General features: G+C 68.4%; 9 protein-coding genes. 6 read left to right on the top strand and 3 right to left on the bottom strand.

Annotated features, from left to right (window positions below; genetic code table 11):
- Positions 1–22: 22 nt before the first annotated feature.
- A complete protein-coding gene (gene pucL, locus LFT45_RS18795; protein WP_236805096.1) occupies positions 23–931 on the bottom strand; it encodes a factor-independent urate hydroxylase in 909 nt (302 codons plus the stop codon).
- A gap of 377 nt (positions 932–1,308) precedes the next feature.
- Here pucL and LFT45_RS18790 point away from each other — a divergent pair, with 377 nt between their 5' ends.
- A complete protein-coding gene (locus LFT45_RS18790; protein WP_236805095.1) occupies positions 1,309–1,479 on the top strand; it encodes a hypothetical protein in 171 nt (56 codons plus the stop codon).
- A gap of 8 nt (positions 1,480–1,487) precedes the next feature.
- Here the strand turns inward: LFT45_RS18790 and ligD are convergent, their stop codons facing one another.
- A complete protein-coding gene (gene ligD, locus LFT45_RS18785) occupies positions 1,488–2,732 on the bottom strand; it encodes a non-homologous end-joining DNA ligase (protein WP_236805094.1) in 1,245 nt (414 codons plus the stop codon).
- Positions 2,733–2,844: 112 nt separating this feature from the next.
- Positions 2,845–4,233, bottom strand: coding sequence for an 8-oxoguanine deaminase (locus LFT45_RS18780; RefSeq protein ID WP_236805093.1), 1,389 nt, complete (start codon positions 4,231–4,233; stop codon positions 2,845–2,847).
- 428 nt (positions 4,234–4,661) lie between these two features.
- Between LFT45_RS18780 and LFT45_RS18775 the strand changes: the two genes are divergently transcribed.
- From LFT45_RS18775 to LFT45_RS18755, 5 genes are all read left to right on the top strand, one after another.
- Positions 4,662–5,156, top strand: a complete 495-nt coding sequence (locus tag LFT45_RS18775; protein ID WP_236805092.1) for a nucleoside deaminase — start codon at positions 4,662–4,664, stop codon at positions 5,154–5,156.
- A gap of 6 nt (positions 5,157–5,162) precedes the next feature.
- Entirely contained in the window at positions 5,163–6,728 is a 1,566-nt protein-coding gene (locus LFT45_RS18770) for an NCS2 family permease (RefSeq protein ID WP_442863576.1), read from the top strand.
- Positions 6,729–6,909: 181 nt separating this feature from the next.
- Positions 6,910–8,160, top strand: coding sequence for an XdhC family protein (locus tag LFT45_RS18765; protein ID WP_236805090.1), 1,251 nt, complete (start codon positions 6,910–6,912; stop codon positions 8,158–8,160).
- Entirely contained in the window at positions 8,151–9,098 is a 948-nt protein-coding gene (locus LFT45_RS18760; protein WP_236805089.1) for an FAD binding domain-containing protein, read from the top strand. The genes LFT45_RS18765 and LFT45_RS18760 overlap by 10 nt, the downstream gene beginning before the upstream one ends.
- A 2-nt stretch (positions 9,099–9,100) precedes the next feature.
- On the top strand, positions 9,101–11,956 hold the full coding sequence (locus tag LFT45_RS18755) for a molybdopterin-dependent oxidoreductase (protein WP_236805088.1): 2,856 nt from the start codon (positions 9,101–9,103) through the stop codon (positions 11,954–11,956).
- The last annotated feature ends 38 nt before the right edge of the window (positions 11,957–11,994 follow it).

Genomic DNA, 11,994 nt, shown 5'->3' with positions numbered 1-11,994 from the left:
GGCTCAAGCACCGGGGTTCCGTTTAGCAGAAGCCGGCGATGCCTGACCAGGCGGCGTCTGCTGCTTCGGCGTCGTCGCGCAGGACGGTTGCCTCGATGAGTCCGTACGGGCGATCGGCCGCGAAGAAGACCTCGTTGGGGTTGTCGAGCCCGAATGGCGACAGGTCCACGAGGAAGTGGTGCTTGTTGGGCATCGAGAACTTGATTTCCTCGATCTCGCTGTGGGCTTCCAGGACCTTGGCCCCCATGTCGAACAGGGTCTGCTGTAGGGCGTGAGAGTACTTCTCGGTGAAACCCTCAAGCAGGAGGCTCTTGACGTCGTCGTAGCTCTTGTTGAAGTCCAGCGAGCTGAAATCCGTGCCGGCCTTGAAGCGCCAGCGGGCCGAGACGTCGGTGGCCAGGATGCGGTCGGTGGTCTCCGGCAGGGTGGTGTACTTGTCCTTCGGGTACCCGACGAAGCCGGACTGCGTGGACTTCAGGACGGTCAGGTCCTTAAGCCCGGAGATCAGATGGGTGGCAGCCCCGTCCCGGACCAGGACGGCGGTGCGGACTTCCTGGCCCTTGCGGACGAAGGAGTGGTCGTGCCCGCTGCCGTGCGCCTGGATGCGTTCCCAGGCGTAGGACTCCGCTTCCCAGCGGCCGCCGGTGACCCAGTCGAAGCTGGAGGTGAAGTGCTCGCCGAGGCGCAGCAGGAATGCCTCGGGGGAGCCGACACCTTCGCGGGCAAAGGCGTAGATGGTGTTCTTCTGGGTGTCGGTGGCCACCACATGGGCGTTGTCGCCCTCGAGGTGGGCGGCCTCAAAGTCACCGCGGAGCTGCGAGGTGACGTTCAGGTCCTCGATCTCGTGGCGGTCGGTGTCGCGGGTGATTTTGACGACGCGGACTTCGGCCTTGCCGTACTGGTTGTGGCCGAGGACGATCTTGTTGCTCATGGTCTGTTCCCAACTTCCCGTAGGTGGAACGAAAGTCCCACATAGAAATTAAGTGCGTGTTTCCCACGCATTTCGTGTGGCGTCGACCCAAACAAAAAATGAGCCGACATCAGTTGTGATGCCAGCTCATTACGACCCTGCCTGCTGCTCCCAGGTTACGTGACGTGCGCCACGAATTGACTTAAAGCGTAGCGCAGCATGCCGGTGGTGTACATCACAAGTTTAAAAAACAGATTGTGACCGACGACGGTGGGTGGCCGGCGTAGGAGGGTCTTGACGGCGTCCTTGGATACTTCTAAGATTTCACATATCAGAAATATATTTCCGCTCTACGAAAAATAGTCGAACGGATAAGCGCAAGAAACGAGGAGGAACAGATGGACTCGCAGGATCAGAACAACGTCGCGGAATTCCCGGCGCCCGGCCAGGAGCTGTACCTGCCGTTCGGCGCCACAGATCCCGACTTCTACATCCCGGCCGACTGCGACCGGCGTTCCGGCGGCCTGTCGCGCTGGCTGCGGGCGCTTCCGGTCTTCGGCCGGCGGTAGCAGGGCCGTCAGGACTCCGGGCGGCCCGGCCAGTCCTTGCCGGCCCACGGGTCGTAGTCGGCGATGAGCTCCTCCTGGGAGGGGCGCTCCGCTTCGGGGACATGCTGCAGGTTCACCCGCACCCTGTACCAGAGCGAACTCGACCCGCGCATTCCGTCCACCAGTACATCAGCGGGATGCAGCGCAGGGACCACGTCCGCATGCCGGGACTTCCATTCGTCGAGCGCCTGAAGTGCCTCCGGCTTGGTCCTTGTACGGGCCACCTCAATGAGCGGCATCACCGACTGCCGGCGGCCTGAGCCGTTGCCCCCGCGCGGCGCCTTCTCGGCGGGGCCGAGCTCGGCAGCCAGAGCGAGGAGCCCATCGAGCCTGCCGATGGCGTAGTCGATGCCGGCGTGGGGGTCGCCCACCGCGGCGAAGCGCTCCGGCACTGTGAGAACCGTGAACTGTTCCGGCCTGGCGGAGCGGACCTCGTCCCAGGTGAGCGGCGTCGAGACCCGGGCGTCGGGCAGCGGCCGGATTGAGTACGCCGATGCCACGGTGCGGTCCTTGGCGTTCTGGTTGAAGTCGACGAACACACTCTCGCCGCGCTCCTCCTTCCACCACCGCGCTGTGGCCAGACCGGGGGCGCGGTTTTCGACCTCACGGGCCAGGGTCTCGGCAGCGAGCCGAACGTCCCGGTAAGACCACTGCGGCGCGATGCGCACCAGAATGTGGAGTCCCCGCGACCCGCTCGTTTTCGGCCAGCCCACGAGCCCGACGTCGTCGAGCACCTCCCGCGCCACGTACGCGACATCCACGATCTGTGACCAGTCGACCCCCGGCATGGGATCCAGGTCCACCCGCAGCTCGTCGGGGTGCTCGAGGTCCTCGGCGCGCACCGGATGCGGGTTGAGGTCGAGGCAGCCGAGGTTCACCACCCACGCCAGGCCCGCCGCGTCCCGGATGACGGCCTCCTCCGCCGAGGTTCCCGACGCGTAGTGCAGCGTCGTGGTGTCAATGAAGTCCGGGTGGTTATCGGGCACGCGCTTTTGGAAGAACGGCTCCGCGTCAATGCCCTTCGGGAAGCGCTTGAGCACCATCGGCCTTCCGCCGGCACCCCGCAGCGCGCCATCCGCGACCGTCAGGTAATAGCGCACCAGATCGAGCTTCGTCAGCCCTGGCTCCGGAAACACCACCTTGTCCGGACTCGAGATGGGGACCTCGGTGCCGGCAATGTCCAGGATCTCGGCCGGCGTCTTCGACGGAGTCATGCCGCCACGCTAGCAGTTGACCGGCCCCGTTTCGATGGTTCCCTGCCCACTCGACGATTCGCAGCGTCGTGTGGGCAGGGAACCGTCGAACCGGCTAGGGATCGGTGGGGTGTCAGCCGTTCACCAGCCGCCGCGCCGCCGCCGAATGCTCGGCAACCAGGCCGGCCACGTCCATTCCCGGAATTTGCCCGTCGATCACGCGCCATTGCCCGCCCACCATTACCCGGTCCGCGCGGTCGGCGGCGCACAGCAGCAGGGCGGCGAGGGGATCATGGCTACCGGAGAACCGCAGGCCGTCCAGCCGGAACAGGGCCAGGTCCGCCTGCATCCCGGGCGCCAGCTGGCCCAGGTCAGGCCGGCCCAGAACGGCCGCGGATCCCCGCGTCGCCCAGCCCAGTGCCCGCTCCACCGGCACGTGCGCGCCGTAGCGCAGCCGCTGCAGGTACAGTGCCTGCCGCGCCTCGAGAATCATGTTGGACGCATCGTTCGACGCCGATCCGTCCACTCCCAGCCCCACGGGCACTCCCGCTTCCTCCAGTTCGAGCACCCGGGCGGTGCCGGACGCGAGGCGCATGTTCGACGTCGGGCAGTGGGCGACGGCGGTTCCCGCCGCACCCAGCCGGGCGATTTCGGCGTCGCTGAAGTGGATGCCGTGGCCCAGCCACGTCCTGTCAGTCAGCCAGCCCACACTGTTCAGATAGTCCACGGTGCGCAGCCCGAACGTCTCGAGGCAGAACTGCTCCTCGTCGAGGGTCTCCGCGAGATGTGTGTGCAGCCGGACGTCATGCCGCTCCGCCATTGCGGCGCTCTCGGCCATGATCTCCTTGGTGACGGAAAACGGCGAGCAGGGTGCCAGAGCAATCTGGATGACGGCGCCGTCGCCGCGCTCATGGTACTCGCGGATGAGCCGTTCGCTGTCGGACAGCACGGTCTCCGGCGCCTGCACCGTCGACTGCGGCGGCAGCCCGCCGTCGTCCTCTCCCAACGTCATGGAGCCCCGGGTCAGCGTGGCCCGCATGCCCAGGCGCCGGACGGCGCCGACTTCGACGTCGACGGCGTCCTCCATGCCTGCGGGGAAAAGGTAGTGGTGGTCGGCGGCGGTGGTGCAGCCGGAGAGCAGCAGTTCGGCGAGGGCCACGGTGGCTGCGAGTTCAAGGTCCCGCGGGGTCAGCCTGGCCCAGACCGGGTACAGGTTCTGCAGCCAGGGGAACAGGGGTGCGTTGGCCACCGGGCCCCAGGCGCGCGTGAGCGTTTGGTAGAAGTGGTGATGGGTGTTGATCAGGCCGGGCAGCACGACGTGGCTCCCGGCGTCGAAGGTTTGCTGGCAGGGAGCGGAGGGCGCCTGTCCCGCGCCAAGGACCTCCACAATCCTGCCGCCGCTGACCACAAGGCCGCCCGACGCGTCGAGGCCGTTGGCGGTGAAGGCTGCCAGGGGGTTCTTGATCCAGAGCCGGGATTCGGCGGCGGGGTGCGTTGACGGAAGGCTGAAGGGCTGGGGCATGAGGGGTCCTTGTCTGAGCGTGCTGATACTTTCCAGCTCAGTGGTCCTGTCTGCTGATCCAGGGGACATGCTGCCCTGTAACGTGACGCGTGGGCGGCGAGTCGGCACCAGCGTAGGGCGGGCTCGGGAGGGCGGTCAATGGGCGCGGTTTGTGACCGGCCATGAATCGGTGGTCCGAAGCAGCCAGCCGTGAGCCGTCGGAAACACAGATTTCACATTACGAAATTAAGTTTCCAGAAAACTATGGCGCGGGCCAAATTCCGGTGCTAATCTCGAGTTGCCAAAGGCGGGCACCCGGTCTCCGGGGAAGCTATCTACCAGGCGCAACTTAACCTTCAAAAGCACATGCTGAAGCCTGGTAACCGTCGCACTTGGTCCTTTCCGTTCCGTCGCGGGGTACCGGCTTCCACAGCAAAGGGAGTCGCATCATGAGTACCACCGTCACGGCCGAGGCATACCTGGCCAGGTCCATCCGGTTGGCAACCGCCAACGTCCTGAACAGCGGCGGCCCGTTCGGCGCCGTGATCGTCACCGCCGACGGTCAGGCGTTCGACGGCGTCAACCGGGTCACCGCCGACAACGATCCCACCGCCCACGCCGAGGTCACGGCCATCCGCCGCGCGTGCAGCGGCCTTGGCACCTTCGACCTCCGCGGAGCCACCCTCTACAGCAGCTGCGAGCCATGCCCCATGTGCCTCGCCTCCGCGCTGTGGGCCCGCATCGACCGCGTGGTCTTCGCCGCGGACCGGCATGATGCCGCCTCCGTGGGCTTCGACGACGCCGTCTTCTACGAGTACTTCGACAACGAGGACCGCCACACCCTGATGCCGGTCTCCAAGCTCGAGCTCGGCCACCCCGCAGCCCCGGCCATCCTGGAACCGTTCAACACCTGGAACACGCTCGACTCCAGGATTGACTACTAGGGCCCGGTGGCTGACATGACAATCCTGGACAATACCGCTGAACAGCAGGCTGCACTTCAAGGTGCAGGGCAGACAGCGGCACTGGAAAAGAACCCGGCAACCGGCAAAACGCAGCGGGGCAGCAGCCCCAGGCCCCCGGCGTCGAACTCGTTCCTCGACCGCTTCTTCCATATCACCCGGCGCGGTTCCACCGTGGCCCGCGAGGTGCGGGGCGGGCTGGTCACCTTCTTCACGATGGCCTACATCGTCATCCTGAATCCGCTGATCCTTGGCGGCTTCAGCGCGGACAACGCCCCGACGGACGTTGCCGGCGGCTGGCTTTCGGCGGCGCAGGTGGGCGCGGTCACCGGGCTGACAGCCGGCGTCATGACCATCGCGTTCGGCCTGATCGCCAACCTTCCGTTCGGCCTGGCCGCGGGACTGGGCATCAACTCCTTCCTCGCGGTGGCGGTGATCCAGGAGGTCACCTGGGCCGAGGCCATGGGCCTGGTGGTCATCAACGGCATCCTGATCGTCCTGTTCGGTGTCACCGGCGCGCGGACCGCGATCTTCCGGGCCGTGCCCAAGGAGCTGAAGGCCGCCATCACGGTGGGCATCGGCCTGTTCATCGCCTTCATCGGCTTCGTCGACTCGGGCTTCGTCAAGGCCACCGCGGGCGGGCCCCCGGTTCAGCTCGGCGACAACGGCTCCATCACCTCCATCCCCACCATGGTGTTCATCGTAGGCCTGCTGGTCATGGGCATTCTGGTGGCACGGAAGGTCCAGGGCGGCCTGCTCATCGGCATCGTGGCTACCACCGTGCTGGCCGCCGTCGTCGAGGCCGTTCTGCACATCGGTCCCGCAAGCGAAACCAACCCCGGCGGCTGGCACCTGAACACGCCGGTGCTGTCCGGCCATCTGGTCTCCGCGCCGGACCTTGGCCTCGTGGGGCAGTTCGACCTGTTCGGTGCCTTCGGCCGGATCGGCGGACTCGCCGCGACGATGCTGGTGTTCACACTCGTGTTCACCAACTTCTTCGACGCGATGGGGACCATGACCGGGCTCGCGAAGAGCGCAGGCGTGGCGCACAAGGACGGCACATTCCCCCGGCTCAAGTCGGCCTTCATCGTCGAAGGCGTGGGCGCAGTCGTCGGCGGCGCCACGTCGGGTTCCTCCAACACGGTGTACATCGATTCCGCTGCGGGGATCGGCGAGGGGGCGCGCACCGGGCTCGCCTCGGTGGTCACGGGCGCGCTGTTCCTGGGCTCCATGTTCCTCACCCCGCTCACCAGCGTGGTGCCGCTTGAGGTGGCAGCCGCAGCCCTGGTGGTGGTGGGCGCGATGATGATGGCGCAGATCCGCGAAATCAAGTTCACCAAGTTCGCGGTGGCGCTGCCGGCGTTCCTGACGATCGTCACCATGCCGCTGAGCTACTCGATCGCCAACGGGATCGGCGTGGGCTTCGTGAGCTGGGCCGTGATCGGCGCAGCCTCCGGCAAGGCGAAGAAGATCCACCCCCTGATGTGGGTGGTGACCGTGGGCTTCGTGGTCTACTTCGCGCGGGGTCCCGTCAGCGCGCTGCTCGGAGCGTAGGACCCCGGACGACTGGCGACGCGGAAAACGCCCCGCGACGCGCAAATGGCCGGAGGACACGGGAATCCGCGCATCCCCGGACCGTTTGCGCGTCGCTGGGCCGGACCGGCGTCGAATGCTTTCCACTACCAAGGATAGGAACGAGAATGGGCACCATCGCACGGGAAGAAGGAGTGCTGCCATGCTGGATCTGATGCCTTCCCTGGCCGGCTGGCGCCCGGCGGAGTCCGGCGAGCGCTGCGCCGTCGCCACCATCATCACGGCCAGCGGCTCGGTGCCGCGCCCGCCCGGGACCTCCATGCTGGTGTCCGAGTCGGGCGAGATCCTCGGCAGCCTCTCCGGCGGCTGTGTTGAGGGTGCAGTTGTTGCCTCTGCGCTGGAAGTGATGGCCGACGGCGGCACCCGCCTTGAAGCATTTGGCTTCAGCCGCGAGGACGCGTTCGCCGTCGGGCTCACCTGCGGCGGTGAGCTGGAGGTCCATATTCAGCCCCTGGACGGCAGCGCCGCCGGGCTCGGGACCCTGCGGAAGTTCGCGGGCGGGGACCTCAACCGGCCGCTGGCGCTGATACGACGCGTCGACGCCGGGACTGAACTGCCCGCCGCCCTCGTGATCCCTGATCCGGGCACTTTTGGGATTGCGGAATCGGCGGAGCTCGCCGCACTGCTTGGGCTGGACGCTCTGAACCTGAGCCCAGAGGCCAGGCGGGAAGCACTCCATGCTGCCGCGGCCCAGCTCGAACCGCTGCTGCGCGGCGGCCGGACGGGGCTGGTCCGGCTGGCGCCGCCGGAGGGCTGCGGCCTTTCTGGCCGGGGCGCCCACGGTACAGAGGGTGGGGCGACGTCGACGGAGCCCGTGACCCTGCTGGTGGAAAGCCGGCTGCCGCAGGCACGGCTGCTGGTGTTTGGCGCCAACGACTTCGGGGCCGCCCTCGTGCCGGCCGCCAAGCTGCTCGGCTACCGCGTCACGCTGTGCGACGCCCGGCCGGCGTTCGCAGCGCAGGAGCGCTTCGCCGCAGCAGACGAGGTGGCCACCGAGTGGCCGCACCGGTATCTCGCCGCGGAAGCCGCCGCGGGGCGCATCGACTCCCGCACCGTCATCTGCGTCCTGACCCACGACCCCAAGTTCGACATCCCGCTGCTGCAGGAAGCGCTGGAACTGGACGTTGCCTTCGTCGGCGCGCTGGGTTCGCGCCGCAGTCACCGGCAGCGCATCGACGGGCTGCTTGAGGCAGGCGTCGCACCGGAGCGGCTGGCCCGGCTGCATTCGCCCATCGGCCTGGATCTCGGCGCCGTCACACCGGCGGAAGTGGCGGTCTCCATCACCGCCGAGCTGATCGCGGCGCGCACCGGTTCCGCCATTTGCCCTCCATTGCGGGACGGCAGCGGTCCCATCCATTCCCTTCCCGCATCCGAGGAGATCGCATGGACATGAACACCATCGAGGCGGTGGTCCGCACCACCGACCCCGCCGACTGGCGCGAGGGCGACGCCTGGCTCGCGGGCGGCACCGTCCTCTTTTCCTACGGCAGCACCGCATTCGGCCCCGAGCCCTTGCGGCGCCTGCTGGACCTCGGCTCCGCTGGCTGGCAACCGGTCACGGTGACGGCCGACGGCATCAAGCTCGCTGCCACCTGCACGGTCGCAGAACTGTACGCGCTCCCGGACAAGATGTCCGGAGAGGGGGACGAAGAAGGCACCGCAACGAACGACTGGCCCGGCCTGGACCTGATCCGGCCCTGCTGCGACTCCTTCGTGGCGTCCTTCAAGGTCTGGAACATGTCCACCGTGGGCGGCAACCTGTGCACATCCCTGCCCGCCGGGCCCATGATCTCGCTGTGCGCCGGGCTGGACGGCACGGCCACGGTCCTCGGCCCGGGAGGCTCCCGCCGGGAACTGCCGGCGGCTGACTTCGTCACCGGGGACGGGCAAAACGCCCTGGCACCCGGCGAGCTGCTCCGCAGCGTCAGCCTGCCGGCGTCGGCCCTGTCCTCCCGGGTGGCGTTCCGCCGGCTCTCGCTGAGCAACCTCGGCAGGTCGGGGGTGCTGCTGATCGGAAGGCTCGACGGCGGGGGCCGCTTCACGCTCACCGTCACCGCCGCCACCAAACGGCCCGTGCAGCTGCGGTTCGGCGCCCTGCCGGACGCACCGGAGCTGGCGGACGAACTCGAGGCCGCCATCCCGGTGGCCCTGTACCACGACGACATCCACGGGCTGCCCGCGTGGCGCCGCGACATGACGCACCGCCTGGCCGAGGAAATCCGGGCAGAACTGGGCATGCCGGCAGGAGCGCCGGCAGCAGTGTCCGGCGACTTCTGGCCACCGCAGCCGGCGCAGACGCAGCCAACCAGGCAGACGAAGAGAGGGGCCTGAGCATGGCCATGGAAATCAATGGCGCGCCCGTAGAGGCGCGGCCGCGGCCCGGCCAGTGCCTGCGCACGTTCCTCCGGGAGCAGGGCAACTTCGGCGTGAAGAAGGGCTGCGACGGCGGCGACTGCGGCGCCTGCACCGTGCACGTAGACGGCACCCCGGTGCACAGCTGCATCTACCCGGCCGTGCGCGCGGAAGGCCATGCCGTCACCACCATCGAAGGCCTGGCAGGCACGAGCGAGGGCGCTGACCTGCACCCGGTGCAGCAGCAGTTCCTGGACCGCCAGGGCTTCCAATGCGGCTTCTGCACCGCGGGCATGGTGATGACGGCCGCCACCTTCGACGACGCCCAGAAGGACAACCTGCCGCGCAGCCTGAAGGGAAACCTGTGCCGCTGCACCGGGTACCGGGCCATCGCGGACGCCGTCCGCGGGCACGAGGGCCACCCGGCCCCGGAAGGCCCTGGTTCGGGAATCGCCGGTGAGGGGCAGCCCGCCCCGGAGCCCGGCCGGCTGGGCGACGACGTTCCGGCCCCGGCCAGCCGCGCGGTGGTCACGGGGCAGGCGCGCTACACGCTGGACGTCCCGGCCGAGGCGCTGCCCGGCCTGCTGCACATGAAACTCGTGCGCTCGCCGCATGCGCACGCCCGGGTCCTGTCCATAGACCCCTCGGCTGCCATGGAGGTGCCGGGAGTCGTTGCCGTCCTCACCGCCGAGGACGCCCCGGACCAGCTGTATTCCAGCGCCCAGCACGAGCTCTACACCGACGATCCCGATGACACCCGGCTGCTGGACACCGTGGTGAGGTTCCGCGGCCAGCGGGTGGCGGCCGTCGTCGCCGAATCGGTGGGGGCGGCGGAAGCGGGCGTCCGCGCTGTCCGGGTTGAATACGAGGAGCTCGCAGCAGTGTTCACGCCGCAGGACGCCATCCGGCCCGGCGCTCCCGCAGTGCACGGGGACAAGGATGCCGGTACGGCGCGGATCTCCCAGCCGGAGCGGAACATCGTTGCCGAGCTGCACTCCGAACTCGGCAGCGTCAGCGGCGGCTTCGCGGCGGCTGACTTCATCCATGAGCAGACCTACCGCACCCAGCGGGTCCAGCACGTGGCGCTGGAAACCCACGCTGCGATCGCCTCCGTTGACGACGACGGCCGGCTGCAGGTGCGCACGTCCAGCCAAGTGCCGTTCCTGGTGCGCCGGACGCTCTGCCGCGTGTTCGGGCTGCCGGAGGACCAGGTCCACGTGGTGGCCGGCCGGGTGGGCGGCGGCTTCGGCGGAAAGCAGGAGGTCCTGACCGAGGACATCGCCGCGCTCGCGGCCCTGAAACTGCGCCGGCCCGTGCAGCTGGAGTTCACCCGGACCGAGCAGTTCATCGCAAGCACCACGCGGCACCCGTTCACCATCAAGCTCAGGGCCGGCGCCAGCAGTGACGGCAGGCTCACGGCGCTGCAACTGGATGTCCTCACCAATACTGGGGCTTACGGCAACCACGCCCCAGGGGTCATGTTCCACGGTTGCGGCGAATCCCTGGCCGTCTACAAGTGCGCCAACAAGAAGGTGGACGCGCTCGCCGTCTACACCAACACCGTGCCCTCCGGTGCCTTCCGCGGCTACGGACTTAGCCAGATGATCTTCGCCATCGAATCGGCCGTGGACGAACTCGCCGCGGGCATCGGCATGGATCCGCTGGAGTTCCGCCGCCGCAACATGGTCCGCGAGGGCGACGACATGCTCTCCACGCACTCTGAACCGGAGGAGGACGTCCACTACGGCAGCTACGGGCTGGACCAGTGCACGCGCCTGGTGCAGGACGCACTGGAACGCGGCCGGGAGCGATACCGGGCCGCCGGGCTGGATGACCCGGGGCCGGACTGGGTGACGGGGGAGGGCACGGCGCTGTCCATGATCGACACCGTTCCGCCGCGGGGCCACTTCGCCCATTCCAGGCTCCGGCTCCTGGCCGACGGAACGTACGCCGCCGACGTCGGAACCGCCGAATTCGGCAACGGCACCACCACGGTGCACGCGCAGCTGGCGGCGACGGCGCTGTCCACGGTGGCCGCGCGGGTCGCCGTCCGGCAGTCCGACACCGACCTGATCGAGCACGACACCGGCGCCTTCGGTTCGGCCGGGACGGTGGTGGCCGGCAAGGCAACACTCGCCGCGGCCGAGGAACTGGCCGTCCGGATCCGGGCCTTCGCCGCCGGCGTCCGGCAGATCCAGTCCTCCGGCTGCGTGCTCGACGGGGACGCCGTCGTCTGCGAGGGAACCAGGGTGCCGCTCACTGAACTGTTCGCCGCCGCCCGGCAGGCCGGCGTCGAACTCGAGGCGGAGGGGCGCTGGGGCGGAACGCCGCGCTCGGTGGCCTTCAACGTCCACGGCTTCCGCGTGGCCGTGAACACCGGGACGGGTGAGCTGCGGATCCTGCAGAGCGTGCAGGCGGCGGACGCCGGCGTCGTGGTGAACCCGCGGCAGTGTCGGGGCCAGATCGAGGGCGGAATCGCCCAGGCGCTGGGTGCCGCCCTGTACGAGGAGGTCCGCGTGGACGACGTCGGCAGGGTCACCACGGACATCCTCCGGCAGTACCACATCCCCTCCTTCGCGGACGTGCCGCGCAGCGAGGTGTACTTCGCCGACACCAACGATTCCCTGGGACCACTCGGGGCCAAGTCCATGAGCGAAAGCCCCTTCAACCCCGTGGCACCGGCGCTCGCCAATGCCATCCGGAACGCCACCGGCGTGCGGTTCGCCGAGTTGCCCATCGCCCGGGACAAGATCTACCTGGGGCTGAAGGAGGCGGGACTCGTTCCTTCCAGCGTTCCTGCTGGTCCAGGCAACGCGGAGTCACTTTGCGCCCCATGAACCGCGTCAAGGCGCGCGAAGTGAGTCCGCGTGGGCCC

The sequence above is a fragment of the Arthrobacter sp. FW305-BF8 genome (genome assembly GCF_021789315.1).
Lineage (GTDB): Bacteria > Actinomycetota > Actinomycetes > Actinomycetales > Micrococcaceae > Arthrobacter.
Note: the sequence above shows the minus strand (reverse complement) of the source record. Positions and strands in the feature narration are given on the sequence as shown.

Coding starts and splice junctions, on each gene's coding strand:
- ligD (WP_236805094.1), bottom strand. CDS start 2,732: ATGACTCCGTCGAAGACGCCGGCCGAGATCCTGGACATTGCCGGCACC.
- LFT45_RS18765 (WP_236805090.1), top strand. CDS start 6,910: ATGCTGGATCTGATGCCTTCCCTGGCCGGCTGGCGCCCGGCGGAGTCC.
- LFT45_RS18790 (WP_236805095.1), top strand. CDS start 1,309: ATGGACTCGCAGGATCAGAACAACGTCGCGGAATTCCCGGCGCCCGGC.
- LFT45_RS18760 (WP_236805089.1), top strand. CDS start 8,151: ATGGACATGAACACCATCGAGGCGGTGGTCCGCACCACCGACCCCGCC.
- LFT45_RS18775 (WP_236805092.1), top strand. CDS start 4,662: ATGAGTACCACCGTCACGGCCGAGGCATACCTGGCCAGGTCCATCCGG.
- pucL (WP_236805096.1), bottom strand. CDS start 931: ATGAGCAACAAGATCGTCCTCGGCCACAACCAGTACGGCAAGGCCGAA.
- LFT45_RS18780 (WP_236805093.1), bottom strand. CDS start 4,233: ATGCCCCAGCCCTTCAGCCTTCCGTCAACGCACCCCGCCGCCGAATCC.
- LFT45_RS18755 (WP_236805088.1), top strand. CDS start 9,101: ATGGCCATGGAAATCAATGGCGCGCCCGTAGAGGCGCGGCCGCGGCCC.